General features: G+C 59.3%; 26 protein-coding genes and 1 tRNA gene. 15 read left to right on the top strand and 12 right to left on the bottom strand.

Annotated elements, in window-relative coordinates:
- Positions 1-211: 211 nt before the first annotated feature.
- Together R0J92_RS17335 and R0J92_RS17330 are read right to left on the bottom strand one after the other, a co-directional pair.
- The gene (locus tag R0J92_RS17335) at positions 212-475 is read right to left on the bottom strand and encodes an IS3 family transposase (protein ID WP_411052529.1); all 264 of its coding nucleotides are present in this window, start codon (positions 473-475) and stop codon (positions 212-214) included.
- An 8-nt stretch (positions 476-483) separates the two neighbouring features.
- Positions 484-663 (bottom strand): hypothetical protein, encoded by a 180-nt coding sequence (locus R0J92_RS17330; RefSeq protein WP_411052528.1) that lies wholly within the window; start codon positions 661-663, stop codon positions 484-486.
- 195 nt (positions 664-858) lie between these two features.
- On the opposite strand from R0J92_RS17330, the gene R0J92_RS17325 reads away from it, so the two are divergent.
- Positions 859-1,146, top strand: a complete 288-nt coding sequence (locus R0J92_RS17325; protein WP_411052531.1) for a transposase — start codon at positions 859-861, stop codon at positions 1,144-1,146.
- Positions 1,147-1,498: 352 nt separating this feature from the next.
- On the opposite strand, the gene R0J92_RS17320 is transcribed toward R0J92_RS17325, so the two are convergent.
- Positions 1,499-1,574 (bottom strand) — tRNA-Ala (locus R0J92_RS17320).
- Positions 1,575-1,767: 193 nt separating this feature from the next.
- The gene (locus R0J92_RS17315; protein WP_106165372.1) at positions 1,768-2,094 is read right to left on the bottom strand and encodes a TIGR02300 family protein; all 327 of its coding nucleotides are present in this window, start codon (positions 2,092-2,094) and stop codon (positions 1,768-1,770) included.
- Between the two features lie 111 nt (positions 2,095-2,205).
- Between R0J92_RS17315 and R0J92_RS17310 the strand changes: the two genes are divergently transcribed.
- From R0J92_RS17310 to R0J92_RS17290, 5 genes are all read left to right on the top strand, one after another.
- Positions 2,206-2,907 carry a M48 family metallopeptidase gene (locus R0J92_RS17310; RefSeq protein ID WP_411052527.1) on the top strand — a complete coding sequence of 234 codons (702 nt, stop codon included), beginning with the start codon at positions 2,206-2,208 and terminating at the stop codon, positions 2,905-2,907.
- A 32-nt stretch (positions 2,908-2,939) separates the two neighbouring features.
- Complete coding sequence (locus R0J92_RS17305) at positions 2,940-3,602, top strand: GntR family transcriptional regulator (protein WP_106165360.1); 663 nt, start codon at positions 2,940-2,942, stop codon at positions 3,600-3,602.
- A 193-nt stretch (positions 3,603-3,795) separates the two neighbouring features.
- Positions 3,796-4,002: a cold-shock protein gene (locus R0J92_RS17300; RefSeq protein ID WP_106165359.1), complete on the top strand. Its 207-nt coding sequence runs from the start codon at positions 3,796-3,798 to the stop codon at positions 4,000-4,002.
- Positions 4,003-4,113: 111 nt separating this feature from the next.
- Complete coding sequence (locus R0J92_RS17295) at positions 4,114-4,380, top strand: DUF982 domain-containing protein (RefSeq protein WP_106165358.1); 267 nt, start codon at positions 4,114-4,116, stop codon at positions 4,378-4,380.
- 140 nt (positions 4,381-4,520) lie between these two features.
- Positions 4,521-4,736, top strand: a complete 216-nt coding sequence (locus R0J92_RS17290) for a hypothetical protein (RefSeq protein ID WP_207796978.1) — start codon at positions 4,521-4,523, stop codon at positions 4,734-4,736.
- A 154-nt stretch (positions 4,737-4,890) separates the two neighbouring features.
- On the opposite strand, the gene R0J92_RS17285 is transcribed toward R0J92_RS17290, so the two are convergent.
- Genes R0J92_RS17285 through R0J92_RS17275 form a run of 3 tightly spaced genes read right to left on the bottom strand, consistent with a single transcriptional unit; the run spans position 4,891 to position 7,007 of the window.
- Positions 4,891-5,517 (bottom strand): class I SAM-dependent methyltransferase, encoded by a 627-nt coding sequence (locus R0J92_RS17285; protein ID WP_106165357.1) that lies wholly within the window; start codon positions 5,515-5,517, stop codon positions 4,891-4,893.
- Position 5,518: 1 nt separating this feature from the next.
- A complete protein-coding gene (locus R0J92_RS17280) occupies positions 5,519-6,283 on the bottom strand; it encodes a CDP-alcohol phosphatidyltransferase family protein (protein WP_106165356.1) in 765 nt (254 codons plus the stop codon).
- Positions 6,276-7,007: a phosphatidylserine decarboxylase gene (locus tag R0J92_RS17275; protein ID WP_317387001.1), complete on the bottom strand. Its 732-nt coding sequence runs from the start codon at positions 7,005-7,007 to the stop codon at positions 6,276-6,278. The genes R0J92_RS17280 and R0J92_RS17275 overlap by 8 nt, the downstream gene beginning before the upstream one ends.
- Positions 7,008-7,368: 361 nt before the next feature.
- Here R0J92_RS17275 and R0J92_RS17270 point away from each other — a divergent pair, with 361 nt between their 5' ends.
- The 7 genes from R0J92_RS17270 to R0J92_RS17240 all read left to right on the top strand — a co-directional run bounded on the left by R0J92_RS17270 (position 7,369) and on the right by R0J92_RS17240 (position 12,006).
- Positions 7,369-8,286, top strand: coding sequence for a protoglobin domain-containing protein (locus R0J92_RS17270; protein ID WP_106165370.1), 918 nt, complete (start codon positions 7,369-7,371; stop codon positions 8,284-8,286).
- A gap of 4 nt (positions 8,287-8,290) precedes the next feature.
- Positions 8,291-8,644: an STAS domain-containing protein gene (locus tag R0J92_RS17265; protein ID WP_106165354.1), complete on the top strand. Its 354-nt coding sequence runs from the start codon at positions 8,291-8,293 to the stop codon at positions 8,642-8,644.
- 1 nt (position 8,645) lies between these two features.
- A complete protein-coding gene (locus tag R0J92_RS17260; RefSeq protein ID WP_317385093.1) occupies positions 8,646-9,065 on the top strand; it encodes an anti-sigma regulatory factor in 420 nt (139 codons plus the stop codon).
- A complete protein-coding gene (locus tag R0J92_RS17255) occupies positions 9,062-9,679 on the top strand; it encodes a SpoIIE family protein phosphatase (RefSeq protein WP_411052526.1) in 618 nt (205 codons plus the stop codon). The genes R0J92_RS17260 and R0J92_RS17255 overlap by 4 nt, the downstream gene beginning before the upstream one ends.
- The gene (locus R0J92_RS17250) at positions 9,676-10,881 is read left to right on the top strand and encodes a sensor histidine kinase (protein ID WP_411052525.1); all 1,206 of its coding nucleotides are present in this window, start codon (positions 9,676-9,678) and stop codon (positions 10,879-10,881) included. The genes R0J92_RS17255 and R0J92_RS17250 overlap by 4 nt, the downstream gene beginning before the upstream one ends.
- Complete coding sequence (locus R0J92_RS17245) at positions 10,853-11,236, top strand: response regulator (RefSeq protein ID WP_411052524.1); 384 nt, start codon at positions 10,853-10,855, stop codon at positions 11,234-11,236. Before R0J92_RS17250 ends, R0J92_RS17245 begins: the two co-directional genes overlap by 29 nt.
- Positions 11,237-11,442: 206 nt before the next feature.
- Positions 11,443-12,006, top strand: a complete 564-nt coding sequence (locus R0J92_RS17240) for a CHAP domain-containing protein (RefSeq protein WP_317385089.1) — start codon at positions 11,443-11,445, stop codon at positions 12,004-12,006.
- Between the two features lie 69 nt (positions 12,007-12,075).
- Here the strand turns inward: R0J92_RS17240 and R0J92_RS17235 are convergent, their stop codons facing one another.
- Both R0J92_RS17235 and R0J92_RS17230 read right to left on the bottom strand, forming a co-directional pair.
- Entirely contained in the window at positions 12,076-13,254 is a 1,179-nt protein-coding gene (locus R0J92_RS17235; protein WP_411052523.1) for a mandelate racemase/muconate lactonizing enzyme family protein, read from the bottom strand.
- On the bottom strand, positions 13,251-14,861 hold the full coding sequence (locus R0J92_RS17230; protein ID WP_411052522.1) for a GMC family oxidoreductase: 1,611 nt from the start codon (positions 14,859-14,861) through the stop codon (positions 13,251-13,253). Before R0J92_RS17230 ends, R0J92_RS17235 begins: the two co-directional genes overlap by 4 nt.
- A 121-nt stretch (positions 14,862-14,982) precedes the next feature.
- Here R0J92_RS17230 and R0J92_RS17225 point away from each other — a divergent pair, with 121 nt between their 5' ends.
- Complete coding sequence (locus R0J92_RS17225; protein WP_411052521.1) at positions 14,983-15,921, top strand: LysR substrate-binding domain-containing protein; 939 nt, start codon at positions 14,983-14,985, stop codon at positions 15,919-15,921.
- 51 nt (positions 15,922-15,972) lie between these two features.
- On the opposite strand, the gene R0J92_RS17220 is transcribed toward R0J92_RS17225, so the two are convergent.
- Positions 15,973-16,893: a PRC-barrel domain-containing protein gene (locus R0J92_RS17220; protein WP_106165345.1), complete on the bottom strand. Its 921-nt coding sequence runs from the start codon at positions 16,891-16,893 to the stop codon at positions 15,973-15,975.
- 318 nt (positions 16,894-17,211) lie between these two features.
- Here R0J92_RS17220 and R0J92_RS17215 point away from each other — a divergent pair, with 318 nt between their 5' ends.
- The gene (locus R0J92_RS17215) at positions 17,212-18,414 is read left to right on the top strand and encodes an AI-2E family transporter (protein ID WP_411052520.1); all 1,203 of its coding nucleotides are present in this window, start codon (positions 17,212-17,214) and stop codon (positions 18,412-18,414) included.
- Between the two features lie 9 nt (positions 18,415-18,423).
- On the opposite strand, the gene R0J92_RS17210 is transcribed toward R0J92_RS17215, so the two are convergent.
- Positions 18,424-19,215, bottom strand: a complete 792-nt coding sequence (locus R0J92_RS17210; protein WP_411052519.1) for a hypothetical protein — start codon at positions 19,213-19,215, stop codon at positions 18,424-18,426.
- 3 nt (positions 19,216-19,218) lie between these two features.
- Positions 19,219-20,529, bottom strand: a complete 1,311-nt coding sequence (locus tag R0J92_RS17205) for a hypothetical protein (RefSeq protein ID WP_317385083.1) — start codon at positions 20,527-20,529, stop codon at positions 19,219-19,221.
- Between the last annotated feature and the right edge of the window lie 108 nt (positions 20,530-20,637).

Raw genomic sequence — 20,637 nt, 5'->3', positions numbered from 1 at the left:
CTGGCTGGAACGCCTGACCACCAACAAACGTAGCTGGGGCTTTGGCCTGTGCTTTTTGTATCTGCGCAATGTCCAAGGCTATGGATGGAACCGCAAACGTGTCTAGGTGATGTCCGAGCACCAGACCTGGTTCGGACGATCCACCCGCAGCCCCCTTCAGCAGGTAGGGATAGGTCTTGTACCCTTTCGCTGGCCTGCTGGTGTTGGGCTTCTAGTAGATCGGCATCAGCCCCATGAGGCGCATCAGCCGACATATCCGTTTCTGGTTCACCAGATGCCCGTCGTTGCGCAGGTGCCAGGTCATCTGGCGGACACCAAAGAACGGGGTCTCCAGGAACTGCTCGTCGATCTGACGCATAAGGAGCAGGTTATGCTCAGTCTCCCCTTTCCGGGTGTAGTAGAACGACGAGCGAGAGATCGACAGCAGCTTGCACTGCTGGCTGATAGACAGCTGCGGGTGATCAGGCTCAATCATGCCGCGCCTCACTTCCCGCCCCAGGGCTTCAGCTTTCTTTCCAAAAAAGAGTTGGCCACCGCCAGCTCCCCGATCTTAGCGTAGAGCTCCTTCACCTGCTCCTCATCAATCTCGGGCTTCTTGCGGCCCCCGCGTTCGAACACGCCTGATGCGCCCTCGAGGAGCGCCCGCTTCCATTGATGGATCATCGTCGGATGCCCCCGAACCGGCTCGCCAGCTCGGCCGCGGTCTCCTCACCCTTCAGGGCTTCCAGCGCGACCTTCGCCTTGAACTCGGGCGCGTGCTGCTTGCGTTTCGACATCTCCGATCTCCTTCTCGTCGAAGATCAGCAAACTGCAATTCGTAGCTTATGTCAGTGTCCGATTTTCGGGGGGTAGCTCAGGATATCACAAGCCGGTCGTAGGCTTTGGCCGGATGCAGTGAAGGCGCGGGCGGTGGCGGAGACGTTTCTGCCGGGCGCGACGGTGAACGATGTTGCCGCGAAGTCTGCCGTGCGTGCGAACCATATTTCGGAGTGGCGACGTTTGGCCGGGAGGGCCGTCTTGTTTTGCCCGCGCCGTCGGCAGAGGCCGAGTTTGCCGCACTGGTGCTGCGTGATACCTAGTTTGCGCCGCCGTTTGATAGGACCGCACGCCAGCCTGGTCCGATTGAAGTTGTCGCCAGGTCAGTGACCATAAAGCTGTACACGTCGACGCCTGCAGGCCGGATCGCCGAGATTGTGCGAGCGCTTGTGGAGTGCCCCCACTGAAGTAGTCCACCTTTTGGGATAGAGGTATCCCGTTTTCAGGAGGGCAACGAGATGGCAGGCAAACGAGAGAAGCCCATCCTCCGGTTTGCTATCTAGACATGCTGCAACGCGCTCAATCCGCTACGGCCATGTATCGACGCAACGTAGATTTTCGAAGTAACAGAAATCCTATATACGCCGGAGAGGCAGATGCTCACAGCAGAAAGGCGAGCTATCTTATGATGTTCAGATGGCCAGAAGCCGTAAATTATCTGGTGTGTTACATCGATTAGCAATGGTGGAGCCTAGCGGGATCGAACCGCTGACCTCCTGCATGCCATGCAGGCGCTCTCCCAGCTGAGCTAAGGCCCCTTACCACCGTCTTGAGCAACGCTCCGTTCGGTGTGTGGTGATTTAAGGGAGGCGGCGGCGGGCTGCAAGTGGAAAATGAAGCAGAAACATCAGTTTTTTCAACATGGCCATTTGCGCCTCTCGGTCGCCCCCTCAACCCAAAAACCAGCGCCCGTGCACCCCCATCGGGTACACGGAAACGCTGCAGACGTTTTCAGGTGTCGTCATCCTCGGACGCCACGTCTGCGATTTCGTCGAGGGATACATCATCCTCTTCGTCATCTTCCAGAACGTCATCGCCGAGATCCATGTCCACGGCGTCATCATCATCTTCCAGAACCGCGCCGTCAGCATCGGTCTTTTGCTTCGCCTTTACGCTTGCAGCGTCCTCGGCATCAGCTTCGATCATGCGGCTTTTGCTGGTGTCAACCGCGACGACATCGCCTGTGTAGGGGCTGACGATCGGGTTCTTGTTCAGGTCGTAAAAGCGCTTGCCGGTGGTCGGGCAGACGCGTTTCGTACCCCATTCTTCCTTGGGCATGTGGATCCCCTTCAAAAAATAGCGTGAGTCGGTGAGACGATTCAGGTGCCTTGCCATAAGCGGCTGACCCTGTCAAAGCCTTTGCAGCCTTGCATCCGAAGTGGGGAAACCATGTCAGAACTGAGCCTGCCCGGAGATCCGGAGGTCCGTGTCACACTGCGTCGCTCGGCGCGCGCGCGGCGATTGTCGCTCAGGATCTCGTCGCTGGATGGCCGGGTGACACTGACGTTGCCGAAGCGGGTCTCGGAACGCGAAGGGCGCGCCTTCGTGCTTGAGAAAGAAGACTGGATTCGCACCCACCTCGCGAAGCAACCAGAGCAGATCATTGTCGCCCCCGGCACCCGCCTCCCCGTTGACGGCGATATCCTGGAAGTGCGCACGGGGACCGGTCGCAGGGTTCTGCGCGAGGAGGGCGGATTGCGCGTCCCCGGCCCGGCACCAGTGCGGCGCCTGGAACGCTATCTGCGGGAACTGGCCCGGGACAGGCTGGCATCAGCATCGGACGCCTATGCCGGCCGTTTGGGGCAAACATATACGAGCCTTACGCTGCGCGACACCCGGTCACGCTGGGGGTCATGTTCATCGGCTGGTGGATTGATGTACTCTTGGCGACTGATCCTCGCCCCGACCGAAGTGCTTCACTACGTTGCGGCGCATGAGGTGGCGCACTTGGAGGAAATGAACCACTCCCGCGCGTTCTGGAACGTCGTCGAGAGACTCTATGGGGATTACGCGGCCCCGCGTCTCTGGTTGCAGGCCGAGGGCAACGCCCTGCATCGATATCGTTTTGACGGGCAAATCGAAAACGATTGATCTTCCGACGCTTTGTGATCACATAAGTCGTCATGGACAAGCTGCTCACGGGGAACCGCCCCACTGCCGAAAATACGGGCTCGGCCCATGATCGCGTCTACCGGGCGCTCCGCACCCGCATCATGCATGGGGCGATCTTACCCGGCGCGGCCCTGACACTACGTGGCATCGGCAAGGAATACGGCGTCTCGATGACGCCCGCGCGCGAAGCTGTGCGTCGCCTCGTTGCGGAAGGAGCATTGTTTTTGTCATCCTCGGGACGGGTTTCGACTCCGGAGCTTTCAAATGACCGAATCGAGGAACTGGCGGCACTGCGGGCGCTGATCGAAGTCGAATTGGCCTCTCGCGCCCTGCCCCGCGCTCATATGGCGCTGATCGACAGGCTGCAGACCATCAACGGCACGGTGGCTGAGACCATCTCCAAACGCGATGCGGTGGGCTACATTAGAACCAATCTCGAATTCCACCGGACACTCTATTTGCGCGCACAAGCACCCGCCATGCTGGCCATGGCGGAAACCGTCTGGCTGCAGCTCGGCCCCACCATGCGGGCGCTTTATGGTCGCCTCGGACGCACAGAAGCCCCCCACAACCACAAGCTCATCATTGCGGCGCTCAAGGCTGGTGACGAGCCCGGCCTGCGCCTCGCCCTGCGCTCTGATGTCACCCAAGGGTTGCGATTGCTGGCGGGGTAACCACCGAGCGGTCTTTCGCGTTATTCTCGATTTCAAAAATATAACGCTTGCTATTCAAGTGAAAGAAGCGCATTCAAGATGGGCAAAGCTGCTTCTTACGATCTACTGTTTCCTTACGGCCCAGTTGTTCAGACGAGACACTTAGGCCAGGCCATCGCATGTTGCGGATGGTATTTCTATAGGAGACAACACGATGGCTAATGGCACCGTGAAATGGTTCAATTCTCAAAAAGGTTTTGGCTTCATCGCACCGGAATCCGGATCCAAGGACATCTTCGTCCACATTTCCGCTCTGGAGCGCGCTGGCATTCATCACCTTGACGACGGTCAAGCCGTGACCTTCGACATCGAAGCTGGCCGTGATGGCCGCGAGTCCGCCAGCAACCTGGCACTCGCCTGAGCCTCTTTCGGCTTCACGAGAAAACGAGAGCATCCTTTCGGGGGTGCTCTTTTTTTGTACGCCGGCCCAGCAGCGGCGACAGACTATAATAAAAAAGAATGGAAAATCCACATGATGGAAATTTATTGGGGTAGCCCGATGACCTTGGAGTCATCCACTGCAGGCACCCAACGCAAAGTCACCACAATCGAAGAAGCCCAGTATTGCCTTCAGCATGCATGGCCTCTGTCCGACACGACCCGCGACAGTGCCCTGGAGCAGGTCGAGGCCGCGATGGTCTGCATGGTGTCCGTGAGAGACGCCCGCGCGGCCTTTCTGTCTGCGGCACGGGCCGCCGGTTTTCGCGCGCGGCAAGACGGGGATGTACAGTCGCTTTGATCTTGAATAGACGGCTGGGTGAGAGGTTCACCCGGCTTGGAGGTGTGGCGCGCAAAATCTGCGCCGATCCGAGCGCAATTTACGCACGCCGCGCATCTCTCGAATCGGAAGATGCGCCCGCAAAGTAGGAGCGCGTCCCGATGACCAAGATCACCCAAGAAGAGCTCGACAAGGCAGGCCAGCAACCCCGGCGCGAAACCGCGCTTGAAAAAACCTCGCGCGCAGCCCGTGAAATCATGGATGACGAGGCCGAAGAGCGCCGCGAAAAAACAGAAAAACTGCGCAAGGCCCGCCTGAAAGATACAGGCCGCGCCCGCCCCGTTGCCAAAGCCACCGAAGACGCAGAGAACGGCTAAGGGCCGTCGAGCAGACTCGCACTGTTGATCAGCCCCATGCGGTTGCCCAACGACGACTGCATCCACGCCCCCCTTTCGACCGTCTCGCTAAAAAAGGGGCGCCAGAGAAATCTCTGCGCCCCACCTTCCCTACCAGAGCTGGTCGACCAGCTTTTCAGCTCATGCCGGCATTCTTTTGCAAGACAAGGAATGTCATCAGTCCAAGCGGCGGTAATTTGCGCTGATCGGCAGGGTGCAGCGATGGCTCCTGCAAAACCGTCTCGATCCGAAAATCTGAATGCCAGCCGATCAGGTTGGCCAAGGGCGCCGCAACCTTCTCGACGCCAGCCATAACGCCGGTGGTCCGGGCAAAATGGTTGGTAATCACGACCTTGCCGCCGGGTTTCAGAACACGAGCAATCTCGGACATCACCTTTTCCGGCTCGGGCACCACCGACAGCACATGCATGGCGGCCACCGTGTCAAACGTCGCATCCGCGAACGTCAGCGCGCGCGCATCCATCCGTTCCAGATTGATCCGGCTTTCAAGGTTCAGTCGCTTTACCTTTTGCTGCGCCTTGGCCAGCATCTCGGCACTGAAGTCGACGCCTGTCACCCGCACCTCCGGCGCGTAGTGCGGCAGCGATAGACCGGTGCCAACACCCACCTCCAGAACATGGCCCTGGCGCTTGTTGATGAAATCGACAGCATTGCGACGACCAATATCAGTGAGCGCACCAAAGGTCCGATCATAGACCGGTGCCCAGCGCGCATATGACGTTTCGACGGCTTTAATTTCCAAATCAATGTCCTTTTCTATCTTCAGCCATCCGGTGGGACAGAACGCTCCAGATGACTACAATCAAGTAAGCGAGGCAGAGAACGACAAGGGTGATCCAAGCGTAAATCAGCACGGCCGACCCAAGTACAGCAAACCCCACGAGGAAAAACTTCACGTTGTTGCGAGAAATGCGTGCGGTCTTGAAGGACCAGACCGGAAAGCGCGCGATCATCGCCCAGCCTACCAAAATCAGATGCAGGCAGATGACGAGATCCGGCAGCAACCGGGCATCCGCAAAGGCAAACGACAGAAACATCGGCAGCATGGCCAGTAAGGCGCCCGCCGGTGACGGGATACCGGAGAAGTAGGCGCCTGCAGCTTCGCGCTCTTCTTCGCTGTCAGCCTTGGCCGCAACGTTGAAGCGCGCAAGCCTGACCACGCAGCAGGTCGCAAAGATCAACACGGTGATCCACGCCACGCCACGCAAATCCTGAAGCGCCCAGAAATAAATGACCAGTACCGGGGCGACCCCGAAGTTCAAGAAATCCGCCAGAGAATCGAGCTCTGCGCCCATCTTGCTGTCGCTGTTCAGCAGGCGGGCCAACCGCCCGTCCAAACCGTCCAGCACACAGGCCGCGAGGATCAACTGTACGGCCAGCACGTAATTTCCTTCGACGCCGAAGCGAATGGCTGACAGGCCAGCACAGATCGCCGCGATCGTCAGCATGTTGGGAATCAGCTGGACGATGGTCAGATGTGTAGATGTATTCTCGGTGTCTTCAGGCATCACTGATCGCCTGGGCATTGCCCACATCCGGGACTTCCGACAAATCGGCCAACACGGTTTCGCCGGCAACCATGGTCTGACCAATCGCCACGAGCGGCGACACTCCTTCGGGCAGGTAGACATCAAGACGTGACCCGAAACGGATCAGACCAAAGCGCTCGCCCCCGGAAAGCACAGCCCCGGGTTTTACGAAACAGACAATCCGCCGCGCGACCAGCCCCGCGATCTGCACCACCGCAAGATCACGACCGTCAGCCATACGGATCGCAAGTCCGTTCCGCTCGTTGTCGACACTGGCTTTGTCCAGAGATGCATTCAGAAACTTACCCGGCCGATATGCAACTGCCGTGACCTCACCAGCCACCGGCGCACGGTTGATGTGACAGTTGAACACGCTCATGAATACGCTGACTCGTGTCAGTGGCGTATCTGGCAGCCCCAGTTCGGCCGGAGGTACAGCCGGCTCGATCAGCGAAACGATGCCATCCGCCGGAGAGACGACCAGCCCCGGTCGCTGCGGCGTCACCCGTTCCGGGTCACGGAAAAAGTAGTAGCACCAGACGGTCAGGCCGACACCGACCCATCCAAGAATGGGGGTCAGCAGGAACAACCCTACCGTCACAGCGGCGAAGATCGCGACAAACTTGCGCCCTTCCGGATGCATGGGTTTGATGAAGGTCCCGATCATGTTCATTGTTTTTTCCTTTGTCTTGGGACGGTCAATCCAGATATCGGCGCAGCAGTCCCTGACCTGCCTCGCATATCGGACCGTTTACGTTCCCGTAACATGTCCTGACGCTCCTCGCTACTGACCGTGATGCGGAAACCACCGCGCTTCGGAATTTGTCTGCCGACTTCCGGACTGCACGATGCCTGATTTCCCATGCCAAGTGCGCATCAATGGCGCAGACAGCAGGGAGGCGAGCCTGTTCCTGTCGTCCTGCGACGCCAAACATACGCCTCCAGACCCGAACGCACCGCTCCTCAGAATGGGTCACTTAACAGCCTGTTAAACAACCCTGAGTAGGCTTGATGCGTTAGTGTTGCCCCGCGTTTGCTGCAGGGTGTGGTCAAAGGGTGTCCGCGTGCGTGAAGTAATTTCATCGTCGCTCTCCGATTCCGAGGGCAAGCCAGAGTTCGATCAGGACCTTGTGGACGCGATGCGATGGTTCGATCTGTCGGATCATGATCGCGCCCTAACCTCGGAACTGGGCGACATCGCAGACGATGTGGGAGAGCGCATCATCGAGGCGTTCTATACACATTTGCTGGCGGATGAGACGGCTTCACGGCATTTCCGCGACGATGCGCATATCGCTCAGGTCAAGAAAGGCCAGATGCGCTACTTTCGAGAGCTGATCAACGCCGACCTGGACAGCAGCTATATCGCGGATCGCCGCCGGATCGGGAGCATTCATGAACGCACCGGCGTGACACCGACCCTTTATATCGGCGCCTATGCGTTCTACCTGAACAAGCTCGCGAATGTCGTCCTTGATCGCATGGAGGATGATCCTGCCAAGGCGTTCAGCATGGTCTTGTCGCTGTTCAAGATTGCCCATTTCGACATGGCTTTGGCGCTGGAAACTTATGCCGACACACGAGAAGAGGCCATAAAGGCGCGCGAAAGGGAGCTGAGCGAGCTGCCAACCCCGGTTCTGCAATTGCGCCCCGGATTGCTGCTCATCCCCGTGGTTGGCACATTGGACAGCTATCGCGCCCGCGCTCTGACGATACAATTGCTGGAAGGCATCCAAGAGCATCGCGCACGCGCCGTGGTGCTGGATATTACCGGCGTCGCAGCAGTCGACAGCGCCGTCGCCAACCATCTGATCCAGACCATGGCCGCCGCGCGCTTGATGGGGGCGCAACCCGTTCTTACCGGCCTCTCCGCAGAGGTGGCACAATCTCTGGTCAAGGTTGGCGTCACCGCCGAAGCCCTCAGCACCGCCGGCGACCTGCAACGCGGCATAGAACTGGCAGAACACCTGCTGGGGGAGTGAACCGATGACCGTGACGGTTCCGATCCTGAGGCAAGGCTCTGCGCTGATTGCCTCGATCCAGGAAGACCTCTGCGACAGCGATATTCTGAACCTGCAGAGCCGCATACTCGAGGATGTGATCCGCTACCGCGCCAATGCGGTGATCGTCGACGTCAGTGCCATCGGCATTCTCGACAGCTTTGGCACCAAGACCCTGATCGAAATCGCCCACTCGGTAAAGCTGCGCGGCGCCAAAATGATTATCGTCGGCATTCAGCCGGACGTGGCAATATCCATGGTATTGCTTGGCCTCACACTCAAGGACATCCCGACCGCGCTTGATCTCGACCATGGCCTCGCTCTGATCGGGGAAACCTGACATGCAGGTTCCGGCTCCGCTCGATGCCATGGTTCAGGCCATTCGGCGCGATGCCGACGTCATCTCCGCCCGCCAGATGGGGCGCGCATTGGCCGAGGACCTCGGGTTCAACCGCCCGGACCAGGCGCTTGTCGCAACCGCGATTTCAGAACTGGCACGCAACATCGTCGTTTACGCCGATCATGGCGAAATTGAACTGACCGCCCTGCAGCAGGGAGACAGGCAGGGCATCCGTATCATCGCCCGCGACCATGGCCCGGGAATCGCAGATCTGGAGCGCGCGCTGTGTGACGGGTTTTCCACCGGCAACAGCCTTGGTCTGGGCCTACCCGGCACTCGCAGAATTATGGACGAGTTCGACATTCGCTCCCCCCCCGGCGAAGGGGTTACGATCATCGCCGTGAAATGGCAACTGCGATGACCCAACACCTCATCGCCCCACCTGGCGCGCGCCACGCGCTGTCATGGAGCATGTCAGAGAGCTCCAAGTTCGCCGACAGCAGCGGCGATGGCTACATGCTGTTGCGTGACGGGGCGCATATTCGGATTTACGTCGTCGATGGAATGGGCAGCGGAGCCGAAGCCAATGCTGCTGCCGACACGACATTGGCGCATCTTCGAGAAGCGGGTGGATATGATATGGAGGTCGCGTTCGATCAGGTGCATGCAGCCCTGCGTGGTATCCGGGGCGTGGCGCTGGCTGGTGCCCAAATAGATCTCGAACAGATGATGTTGAGCTGGAGCGCAGTCGGAGACATCGATGGCGTCCTCGTCCGCAACGGCAGGATTTCCGGAAGCTTGATTCAGAAAAGCGGAACGCTCGGACTTATCTACGATGGCATTCGCCTGACCAGCGCTCCACTGCGGGTCGATGATGTGATCATTCTGGCCACAGATGGCATCAGTCGCAACTACCGCTCTGATCTCGACGCCACCCATCCGCTCTCTGATATCACCTCGGGCATCCTCAAGCATCACGGGCGCCCCACTGATGACAGGTTGGTTCTTGGCCTCAAGGTGGTGGCCGCGCCATGATTGACCACGACAGCAACACCAGCGCCGACGCGACCCGGTCCTTTGCTCAAAGCTATGCGACAGCCCTCGCAACCTATGTGCGCGATGGGAATGAGGAGAACCTGTCGCGGGCCTATGACTGCGCCAGACAGGCTTTGCAGAGCTCGATTTCGATCGGGCAATTGGGCGAACTCCATTTCCAAGCAGCGCAGACGCTGTGCAACGGTTCGCCGTCCCCCTCGCCTGAAACCAAACGGACCGAGGAGTTCTATCTCGAGGCTATTTCGGTCTACGACATGGCGCTGCGTGGCTATGGCGAAAGCGTCGCCCAACTGACAGCAGAGGTACTGGAACGCAAGCGCGCAGAACAGGAGCTGCGCGATGTGACCTATGAACTGGCTCGGCAGCGCGACAGTTTGGATCAGCAGGTCAAGGCACGTACCCGCGAACTCCAAGCTGGTTTGGAGAGGTCAGAGCGCCTCAACAGCCAATTGCAGCAAGCCAATCAGGAACAGGCGCAGTTCACCTACGCCATCTCCCACGATCTGAAATCTCCGATCAATACCATCGCGATGTTATTGGACATCATTTCAGTTGATCATCAGGAGCACCTGGATTCCGAATGCCTCGAACTCATTGATGCCGCCCAGGCGACCGCTTCGCGCATGTCCCGGATGATCACTGGCATCTTGCAATATGCCAGGCTCGTGGGTCAGGAGGCGGAATTCGAGACTGTGTCGCTCGACAAGCTGTGCCGCGACGTTCGCGATGACTTGCGCCAGGAAATCACGGATGGAAAAGCAGAAATCGACATCTCCCCGCTTCCGGATGTGCGGGGCATGCCGTCACAACTGCGCAGCCTGCTCCAGAATCTACTCTCCAACGCGATAAAGTTCCGCGACCCGGGACGCCCCTGCCGCATCGCCGTCTCCGCGGCGCCGAAGCCGCGGAATTGCGCGGCTGAGATTACAGTCAGCGACACCGGAATCGGCATACCCGAAGCCTATCGGACAAGGATCTTCTCGCTGTTTCAACGGCTACACACCTACGACGAATACTCTGGCTCCGGAATTGGACTAACGCTTTGCCAACGTATCGCCGGATACCACGCCGGAGATATTCAAGTTGTCTCGAACGACCAGGGAGGAAGCTCCTTTATCGTGAGACTATGGATAAACGAAAGGGAGCGCGACAATGGCACTCAATCGGGTGATGACGGTTGATGACGACCGCTTTGATCAACTGGCGTATCGACGGATATTGAAAAAAACCAACGCCGAAATCGATCTATTGCCGTTTCAATACGCAACCGAAGCGCTGGAATACCTGAAATCCCCGACGCGACAGCCGGTGGATGTAATTCTACTCGACATCAACATGCCGCGAATGGATGGATTTGAGTTTCTGGAAGCAGCGAAAACGGAGCTCGAGAACCAGATCGTGATCATGGTGACCACCTCTATGGATCCTCAAGACCGCAGTCGTGCCGAGACCTTTGCCCCGGTGCGCGGCTATTTCAGCAAACCTCTGACGACAGACGATATTTCCGTGATCGACAGGCTGGTTTCTCAACACTAGGCTGTCTCATAGTTCGTTCTTGATCGCCGCTTTGATCGCTACTCGCATTTATTGCTTGGCTGAACGTGAGCGCGCTCGCATTTCGCAACTTCGAAAAATGTTCCATGACCTCGGAGAAATCGGCAGATTCTCGCTTGTGAGTATTAGACATCTTGGCACACACGGCTTTTTGACAGAATGTTACGGCGCCTCACGACCATAAAAAAATGCCAGAGAGTACCGTGCAGAACCTCATCCGTATCTTCCGCCCGAACCCGCTTGTCAGTGGACTTCTTCTCATTGCAACGCTGGGCCTAACAGCCTGCGGCGAGGCTCCTGGACGTGATGAAGGCGCAATTGATCCGAACCGCCTGGCCTTTGCCATGCGGGAGGCCGAGAGCCTGCAATCCCGTGGCGCGCGCGTGTGGTGCGTACCATTTGCGCGCAATCTCTCCGGCGTCGAAATTCGCGGCAATGCCCGGACATGGTGGCGTCAGGCCCAGGGTGAGTTTGAGGTCGGCAATACCCCGACCATCGGCGCGGTCATGGCGTTCAGTGCCACTCCGTCCATGCCGTTGGGCCATGTGGCCGTGGTTTCAGAGCTTGTGGATGATCGCATGTTGCGCGTGGATCACGCCAATTGGCGCCGCAACAAAGTCTCGCTCGGGATGTCAGTGATCGACGTCTCGGAGAACAATGACTGGTCCCGCGTCCGCCTTGAAAGCAATCCCGGCGCCTATGGCAGCGTCTACCCGATCAATGGGTTCATCCGCCCGCAGCCAACCACCTGAGCGGGCACGAGCCCGACCCGTTAGAGCGCAGGCCATCTCTGATGGCCTCTCGCTGCTTCGTTGTGGCTCTCACAGTTGGTCTGTCTCGCTACATTTGTAGGCGGATTTGGACAACCATTCGGGACAGATCTCGACACCCCAGCCCGGCAAGTCGCTGACACGGGCCTGACCCTCGGAAATCGTGAAGGGGTCGTTGCGAAACAAGCCGCGCTGCCACGGGTAGTAATCGTCGCCTTCGATCGAACATTCGAGATAGCGCCCGGGGTTCGGCACGGCCCGCATCAGATGCATGGTGAACAGCGTCACCAGCGACAGATTCGCCGCGTGGGGCGTGCAGGGCAGCCCTGCCGCTTGCCCCATACGCGCCACATCCATACTGCGCACCATGCCGCCCAGATACAAAATGTCTGGTTGGATGATATCGACCACCCGATTTTCGATCATCCGTTTCCAGTGCTGCATGTCGCAGTCCTGCTCGCCGCCCGCGACGTCGATCTTTAACGTGCGGGTAACCTCGGCGGTCTGTTCCTGGTCCCAATAGGGACAGGGCTCCTCAAAGTGTTCATAGCCGCTGGCCTCCAACATCCGGCCCACTTCAATCGCACGGGAGGGGCTGAAGCCCGAGTTTCCATCCACCAACAGCGCGGTATCCGGCCCCATGGCCTTTCGGAGGGCCGGAATGATGGCCTCGGTCCGTCCCTCCCATTCATCGCGATCCTGACCACATTCGGCGCCGACGCGCACTTTGAAAGCATCGAACCCGTGCTGGTCCCGCAGTCGTTGCATCCGGTCCGCCTCGTCTTCAGGCGTGATGTCGCGACGCATCGACGAGGCATAGGCGCGCACCGGACCGGCAGAGCCGCCGAGCAATTCCGCCACAGGCTTGCCCGCCACTTTTCCGCGCCAATCCCAGACTGCTGTATCCAGCCCCGCCATGGCACGGCGCAGATAGGTGCCGGGAAATTTGTGCTCGCGCATCGGGATCTCGGCGATGACCTCTTCCAGTGCATCCATTCCGCGACCCAGCGCCCAAGGGGCCACCTGACGGTGCAGAATCTCGCAGGTCAGGTCACTGTTGTAGGTGGAGACCTGCCCCCAGCCTGTCGTTCCATCCTCTGCCGTCACCCGGACAAAACCGATCAACGGGGTGCAGAATGTTTCCACCTTGGCAATGCGAGGGCCGGTGTCATCTGTGCCACGCGCAGTTGTAACCGGTACAGCACCGGATGTGGAATATGGCGTACTCATGCGTCCTCCAGGATCAGATCAGCGGCGCGATGGGCCAGCATCATGGTGGGGGCATTGGTATTGCCCGAAGTCAGGTTCGGAAACACCGAGGCATCGACCACCCGCAGCCCCGCCACTCCATGCACCTTCAGGCGTGGCGAAACAACGGAGTGTCTCGCGTCCGGTCCCATTCGACAGGTGCCGGTCGGATGAAAGACGGTTCCGCACCGCTCGCGAAAATCGGCGAGGATCTGTTCCGGCGTCAAACACCGCAGATCAGGCGCCATCGGCCCCTCTATCAGGCGCGTCAGGGCGGAGGTCTGCGCCAGTCGCTGACACAGCAGCCCCCCTGCAATGACCTGCGCCTGATCCTCCTCGGTCGCCAGAGAGTTCGGACAGATACGCGGCGGCGCGGACGGATCAGCGGCGCTAATGTCGATACGCCCGCGGCTGGTGGGACGCGCCGGCTGAAAGCCGAGAATGAACCCCGGAAAGGGATCCGGTTGCACCACCGTCCGCTTGCCGTTTGGCGTGGTGGTATAGGTGACGGGGTTGAAATAAAGCTGTTGATCCGGGGCGCTCATATTGGGCGAGGATCGAAAATAACCGCCGCATTGGTTTACAGACAACGACAGCGGGCCGCGCCGGGTCAGCACATATTGCAGTGCCGCACGTAGCTTGCCATGCAATGGACGCAACAGAGTGTTCAACGTCGGCTCGGTCGCACGAAAGTAGTAGTTGATGCCCAGGTGGTCCTGGAGATTGCCACCGACATGGGGCGCATCCAGCAGCGGTGTGATGCCATGCGCCTGCAGGTCCTGCGCAGGCCCCACCCCGGAGCGCTGCAACACGCAAGGCGAACTGACTGCACCGGCTGCAAGGATGATTTCCCGTCCGGCGCGCAGGCTGAGGTTTCGCCCCTTGTGCTGCAGCCGCACCGATGCAGCCCGCTTGCCATCAAACTCGATCCGCTTGACCAACGCCCCGGTCATGAGCGTCACATTTGGTCGTTTCAATGCTGGCGCGAGATAGGCACGGGCAGAATGCATTCTGCGGCCACCGCTGGTGTTGATTTGGTAGGCTGCGGCCCCCTCACATGCCTCGCCATTGATATCGGAACTGCGCGGCAGCCCTATCTCCTGAGCCGCGTCAAAGAAATGGCGGGTGGCCGGGTGAATTTGGTCGGACACATCCTGCACGGCCATCGGCCCATCCCCGGTTCGGGCGCCGGATGAGCCGATGCGGGTTTCCATCTGATCATAGGTTTCACGGACGGTGTTCCAGTTCCAGCCTGTGGCGCCCGCAGCCTCCCAATCATCAAAGTCGCGCGGCAATCCACGGGCGTAGACCAAGGCGTTGATCGCGCCGGAGCCGCCGACGCCCTTGCCGCGTGGCCAGTAGCTTTTGCGCCCGCCAAGCGCAGCTTCGGACTCGCTCTCGTATTTCCAGTTCACCGACGGATCAAAAAACGTCTTGCCATAGCCCAACGGCAGCGCAATCCAGGGCGAGCGCCCGCGCCCGCCAGCTTCGAGTATCAGTATCTTGTGCCGTCCCGATGCGCTCAATCGCTCCGCCAGCACGCAGCCCGCCGATCCCGCGCCGATGATGATGTAGTCAAATGTCGCCAACGTTCGAGCCACCCGTTCACTGCCCTGTCGCAAAGTCGTTACAAAGCAGACATGCAAATCCAAAACGAAAAATAATTCGCCACACCCTTAAAAATTTTCGCAGCACATCTATGATCCGCGCATGTATGACGATCTGCCTCCCCTCCCCTGGCTGCGCGCGTTTGATGCGAGTGCTCGGCTCGGAAATTTCACACTCGCTGCCAAAGAGCTTGGACTGACGCCCTCGGCCGTCAGCTATCAGGTGCGGGGGCTGGAGGCGCAACTCGGGCATCAACTGTTCCACCGTGAGCACCGTGTGCTGACTCTCACCCGGCTTGGCCAAGCCTATTTGCCGATCGTCACCAGGGCCTTTGCAGATCTGGATGCCACCACCTCCAACCTGTTCGGTAAAACCGCTGGAGACGAGGTATGTCTGCGCTGCCTGAGTTCGCTCAACCTGTTGTGGCTGGTGCCCCGTCTCGACGCCTATCGACGTCGCCATCCGGACAGCCGGTTGCGCGTTCTTTCAGCGTCTTGGTCTAAAATGGCCGCAGGTGAGGAAATTGATATCGACATACGATTTGGGGACGGCACCTGGGTGGACGGCGAGGTCGTGCCGCTCATGCATGATGCCATCATCGCGGTTTGCGCCCCTGAACGGCTGACGGATGGCACCTTACAGGAGCTGGCGGAAGGTCCCTTGATCGAGTTGGCGGGAGTGGTCGATACGTGGCAGCATTTTTTCGCCTCACACGAGGTGACAACTCCGATCACGGCCCCATCGCTCAAGGTAGATCAGTCGCTGATCGCACTGGAGCTGGCTAGCAGGCAACTCGGGACCGCTCTGGTCGCGGAAACTCTCGCGCAACCCTATCTGGACAGTGGAAAACTGGTGCGTGCGACGGATTTGTCCCTGCCCGCCCGGCAAGGGCATTACCTGGTGCTGCCCACGGCGCGCAACAGCCGGCGACCGGAGGTCGAGACGATGGTCCTGTGGCTGTTGGCAGAAGCCGCGGCCAGTCCACAGGCACCGATCACGCACGCGACAGAAGGCCCGCCTGTGACAGGCGGGCCTTGGTAAACTTCAGATGACAGAACTGACATCAATACTCTTTAACAGTCGTGTCGCGCATCAGCCCTCGTAGGCTTCCATCGACTTCAGCTTGTCCTCGGTCATCGGCAGGTAAACGCGAACGTCGTTACCGTCGGTTTCATGCAGGATATCAAGCTTGTTCAGGTCAAGTTTCACCGGCTTTTCACCAATCCCAAGGAAACCACCAACGTCCACGATTGCGTGGGTCAGCTCGCCCTTGTCGTTCAGAACCAGTTCAGACACTTCGCCGATCCACTCATCCTTGGTGTCATAGGTGCGCGCACCAGTCAGCATCTCTGTCGTCAGATCGTTGCTGTCCAGCTGGGCATAGCCTTCGCGCATCATCGGTTCGCGTGCCATGTCACCGTCGGTGGCCTCATCAGCCATCTGCTGCACGTCCTCGGACGTATTCTCCGCCGCGTCGCCAAGTTCGGCAGCCGCCGTCTCTGCAGAAGCCTTTACGTCAGCAGCCGTATCCTTGGCCGCCGCTGCGGTGTTCTCCGCCGCCTGCTCAACGCTGTTGGTCAGGTCATTCGCAGCAGTGTGCTCGTAGGCTGGTGCATCCTCAAACTCCGATACATTCGCCTGCATCACCAGGAAGTAATCTGCGTCATCTTGCTCGGTGGCGCTGTCAGAGACCAGCTTCAGGGCGTTCATGTCGACAGCGATTTGACGCTCGCCGATACCCAGAAAACCACCAATATCGACCAGTACCGACTGGATCTTGCCATCGCGGGTCAGCACGATGTCATGCACCTCACCGATGTTTTCCCAGCCGTCCTGAACACCATTCGAGCTGGTGTTCTCGACACCAGATTCAGTGCTGTAGATGTTTTGCCCGATGAAGTCGGACGCTTGAATCGCCATCGGATCTGCTTCGGTCATGAACTTTTGTTCATCGGCAAATGCCATGGTGGAAGTGGCGGTAAGAAGTGCGGTAGAAATCAGAAGATTTTTCATCAGTACTATCCTTGTTCAGTTGAAGCTCGTATCGTCGCTCTCGGCCAAACAACGGATGCACCGGGGAAAAGTTCCTATATTTTTTCGAACCTTGCGAATTTTCGCGAGGGTTGCCCACCGCTGCACGCAACCACAAGCCTTTTAATGTACGACGGAATTTTGGCGGAAGAGGGCGTGTTTCCATCCCCGGAAATTCTCTATCGAAGAGCGTCTTGAGGACAGGTTGGCCAGGCAAGACCCGTGCCCCTGCGTCAGCTTTATTGGGAACCACATTCAAAGCCGGGCGTTGTACATGTATCAGCAAAAAGGCAGACCCATATGACCGTTTCCCCGGCATCGCAGGACGTGACCTCAGATCGTGCAATTGATACACCCGGCACTGCGGCAATGTCAGATCAGAGCTCGCCCGGTCGGGACCGCAGGACGATCCGGCAAAATGTCGTCGTCATCCGGAACTTCCTCGGCGTGATAGTGGCAATCGTGGCGGCAGCGCTTCTGTTCTTTGCGAAGGATGTGGTTCTGCCATTTGCCTTGGGCATGCTGATTGCCCTTACGCTTAGCCCGCTGACACGAGGCGTGGCCCGATACGGAGTGCCGCCAATTGTCTCCGCCGTCTGCCTGATCCTGGCGGTGGCGCTGACAACAGCCGGAGGTCTCTACCTGCTGAGCGGCCCGGTCTCCGAATGGATTGATCAGGCCCCACAGGTACGGCTGGAGCTCGAGAACCGGCTTCGGGACATCTCGGCCTCATTGGAAACGGTACGTGAAGCCTCTGAGCGGGTTGAGGACATCGCAGAGGCCGCCAAGGATAATGACGTTCTGAAAGTGGCGATCGACCAGCCCGGTATCGTCACGTCGACCGCGCTCGACATGGTGACGCTTGCCACCACCGCCCTGGTCGCGCTGGTCCTGGCGCTGTTCCTTCTGGCCTCCAACGATATTTTCTACGTGAAAATCGTCGAGAGCTTTCCCAATCTCACGGAAAAGACCCGTGCCCTGCGGATTGTCTACAGCATCGAGCAACGGATCTCGCGCTACCTGCTGTCGATCACCCTCATCAATGCCGGGCTGGGGGTTACGGTTGGCCTCAGCATGTGGGCCTTGGGCATGCCGCAACCTGCGCTCTGGGGTGCGATCGCCTTCCTGTTCAACTTCTTGCCCTATATCGGTGCGCTGACCGGCATCGCGCTCTGCGCTGCCATGGCGCTGGTCACCTTCTCCTCGCTGCCCTACGCGCTGCTGCCACCGCTGGCCTATCTGTTGGCCAACATGATCGAGGGACAGTTCGTAACACCCGTCTTTCTCGGACGACGGCTGAACCTGAATGCCGTCGCGGTGTTTTCTGCTGTGGTCTTCTGGGCCTGGATGTGGGGAATTGCCGGGGCGCTGATGGCGGTGCCGCTGCTGGTCTGCTTCAAATCGATGTGTGACCACATTCCGGCGCTGTCCGTGGTGGGGAATTTCTTGAACTCGCACGTGCCACTCCAAGAGGAGCTGAACCGCAGCGATCATCCGGAGTGACCCCGCACCTTAATCAAGGATCTCGGTCGCCAGTCTCGTGTCGCTCAATTCCTGATCGAGCAGCACATAGATTTCCTCGGGTGGGGTATTCAGGGAATGCACCATCACGCCGGGGTCCACTCCCATCTCGATCAGATACTCCATGGTGCGGCCCTGACCATGCTGGATTTCCTCTACAGCGAGAAAGGCAGGCAGGTAGCCGGGAGTATTATAATAATGCTGATGCATCCCGACTGAGGCGGCACTCGACACGCGGCGCGCGATGCCGCCCGCCAGCAGATAAGGGCAGCTCGACAGGCATATAGTACCCGGCAGAACTGCGGTTTCCATCTCCATTCGCCGTATGGCGCGGCCCAGCGCCAATGCCTCTTGCACCACGCCGCCGGGACTGTTCAGGGCGACGCCCGCCGGAACCTCGTCCATACTGTCGAGATAGGTTTGAAACTGCTCTGCATCCCCTTCGGAAATTTGACCGGTCACAAGAAGCAAAGACCCCAGATCCTCCGCCTCCATCACACTGAAGTTCAACCTCGAGGGCATGTTTGCCGGCGTCTCCACACCTGGCGCAGGGTCGCGCCGCACATAGCTTGGCGACACGGTGGCCGGATCATACTCCCGCCACTGGTCCCCGGGCGAAACCGGCCCCTGCGGCAGATCCCGGCGGCTTGCCCCGCCCGTTGGCCACTGCCCCAGCAAATCGGTGGCCAGGACCGCTGCGGCGATGGCGCATTGCCCCAACAGCGCATATCGCAGACTGCGCGCAAGCGTGATATCGGCGAACCACTGACCGCGTGAAGACATGCGCTACTCCGCGGCCTTGTCAGAGCTGGGCGCCAGCGGCGCTGATCGCCCCGGATCTGATCGGCGGTCGAGATCGGCGTCTGCAGCTGCCATCGTGGTCTCCACGTCGCGCATCGCATTGAGGGCTGCCTTCAGGTCCGACAGTGTGAGCGTCTCCTCGACACTGATCCCATCACGCCCACTGCGAATTGCCGCCTGCGTGATCGCCAATACAAAGACAAGAATGGCCGGCAACAGATCAATGGCAATCGCCCCGGCCCACGAGGGGACGAAATTACCCGCATACCGGATCACCGCATCGGCGCTGGAGATCGGGTTATAAACCGTCTCGGCGGGTGGTTCGAGCGCCAGCACCTCATCCGCCGCCCGCTTCAGGGTCTGACTGCGCTGATCCAGAGCACTCAACACCGACGCAATCGTAGAGGACTGAGCCGCGCGCACGTCGGAATTTCGCCCATCCAGTTCCGGCAGGACCACAGAGGCAGGCAGATCCTGTGCCGCCCGTGTCACGAGCGTGGCCACCGAATACTGGTTCAAACTCGCGATCACCCCGGCAAGCCGCACGCTTTCCTCAGCAAACAGGACCGAACGCTGATCAACCGGTCCCGGAGCCACGGTCAATTCGCGCATCCGCCCAAGAATCCGGTTTCCTTCCTCGAACGCGGCCGTGATCAGAGGGGATTGCGCGGCGATTTGCTGTTCGAGGTTCGACAGTTCCTCTGTTTTTTGGGTGAGGACACGAAACACCGCCCCCTCGCCCGCCGCACCGGAGAGATCACCCGAGCGTTCCTGATCCGCCAGCGCCTCAAACGTTTGCCGGGCACGCTCGACCTCGCGGCCCAGCGCCTGCCCCGACAGTGCGATTTCATGGGCGCGTTCCAATCCGCCCTGATAGTCACGCACGGTGTTTTCCAGATGCTGTTCCACTGCGGCCGACCCGGCCAGCGCCGCCGCGTTCAACCAGCTCGACATGGCAATGATCGCAAACGATCCGATGATCGTGGACAGGACCAAACCAACCAGCCCGGACGCTGTCCGCATCGCGGGCAGCAACCGCATCATGTAGCTCCAGAACACAAAGATCCCGACAGACACCGCGACCGAATAGGCTACCGCCGCAAAAAAGCTCATGGCGCCGGTGTCCTCCAGCAGAGAGCTGACACCAAGATAGGTATAGATCCCAGACGCCACCGCGAGCACACCGAGCGCCGCGGGCGTGAAGGACTCCAACCACTTCACATGGCCCTCAAGCTCCCGCGCAGCACGGAGCCCCTTTGTTTCTGCAGCAGTCAGATGCGGGTCAGAACGGGCCATATAATCTCCGAAACTAGGTTAACGCTTTTAACTATTTGTATCGAACGCCCAAGAGTCCAGTGCCATCGCGCTCCGGTCTTGGTCCATCACTGCTCAAGGTGTGATGCT

This window comes from Tritonibacter sp. SIMBA_163 (genome assembly GCF_046535935.1).
Lineage (GTDB): Bacteria > Pseudomonadota > Alphaproteobacteria > Rhodobacterales > Rhodobacteraceae > Epibacterium > Epibacterium scottomollicae.
This window is presented reverse-complemented; position numbering and strand designations above follow the sequence as displayed.

Bases quoted from the DNA above. Each gene is read 5' to 3' on its own strand.
- R0J92_RS17335 (WP_411052529.1), bottom strand. From the start codon at position 475: ATGATTGAGCCTGATCACCCGCAGCTGTCTATCAGCCAGCAGTGCAAG.
- R0J92_RS17330 (WP_411052528.1), bottom strand. From the start codon at position 663: ATGATCCATCAATGGAAGCGGGCGCTCCTCGAGGGCGCATCAGGCGTG.
- R0J92_RS17315 (WP_106165372.1), bottom strand. From the start codon at position 2,094: ATGCCCAAGGAAGAATGGGGTACGAAACGCGTCTGCCCGACCACCGGC.
- R0J92_RS17310 (WP_411052527.1), top strand. From the start codon at position 2,206: ATGTCAGAACTGAGCCTGCCCGGAGATCCGGAGGTCCGTGTCACACTG.
- R0J92_RS17305 (WP_106165360.1), top strand. From the start codon at position 2,940: ATGGACAAGCTGCTCACGGGGAACCGCCCCACTGCCGAAAATACGGGC.
- R0J92_RS17300 (WP_106165359.1), top strand. From the start codon at position 3,796: ATGGCTAATGGCACCGTGAAATGGTTCAATTCTCAAAAAGGTTTTGGC.
- R0J92_RS17295 (WP_106165358.1), top strand. From the start codon at position 4,114: ATGATGGAAATTTATTGGGGTAGCCCGATGACCTTGGAGTCATCCACT.
- R0J92_RS17290 (WP_207796978.1), top strand. From the start codon at position 4,521: ATGACCAAGATCACCCAAGAAGAGCTCGACAAGGCAGGCCAGCAACCC.
- R0J92_RS17280 (WP_106165356.1), bottom strand. From the start codon at position 6,283: ATGCCTGAAGACACCGAGAATACATCTACACATCTGACCATCGTCCAG.
- R0J92_RS17265 (WP_106165354.1), top strand. From the start codon at position 8,291: ATGACCGTGACGGTTCCGATCCTGAGGCAAGGCTCTGCGCTGATTGCC.
- R0J92_RS17260 (WP_317385093.1), top strand. From the start codon at position 8,646: ATGCAGGTTCCGGCTCCGCTCGATGCCATGGTTCAGGCCATTCGGCGC.
- R0J92_RS17255 (WP_411052526.1), top strand. From the start codon at position 9,062: ATGACCCAACACCTCATCGCCCCACCTGGCGCGCGCCACGCGCTGTCA.
- R0J92_RS17250 (WP_411052525.1), top strand. From the start codon at position 9,676: ATGATTGACCACGACAGCAACACCAGCGCCGACGCGACCCGGTCCTTT.
- R0J92_RS17245 (WP_411052524.1), top strand. From the start codon at position 10,853: ATGGCACTCAATCGGGTGATGACGGTTGATGACGACCGCTTTGATCAA.
- R0J92_RS17240 (WP_317385089.1), top strand. From the start codon at position 11,443: ATGCCAGAGAGTACCGTGCAGAACCTCATCCGTATCTTCCGCCCGAAC.
- R0J92_RS17235 (WP_411052523.1), bottom strand. From the start codon at position 13,254: ATGAGTACGCCATATTCCACATCCGGTGCTGTACCGGTTACAACTGCG.
- R0J92_RS17225 (WP_411052521.1), top strand. From the start codon at position 14,983: ATGTATGACGATCTGCCTCCCCTCCCCTGGCTGCGCGCGTTTGATGCG.
- R0J92_RS17220 (WP_106165345.1), bottom strand. From the start codon at position 16,893: ATGAAAAATCTTCTGATTTCTACCGCACTTCTTACCGCCACTTCCACC.
- R0J92_RS17215 (WP_411052520.1), top strand. From the start codon at position 17,212: ATGACCGTTTCCCCGGCATCGCAGGACGTGACCTCAGATCGTGCAATT.
- R0J92_RS17210 (WP_411052519.1), bottom strand. From the start codon at position 19,215: ATGTCTTCACGCGGTCAGTGGTTCGCCGATATCACGCTTGCGCGCAGT.
- R0J92_RS17205 (WP_317385083.1), bottom strand. From the start codon at position 20,529: ATGGCCCGTTCTGACCCGCATCTGACTGCTGCAGAAACAAAGGGGCTC.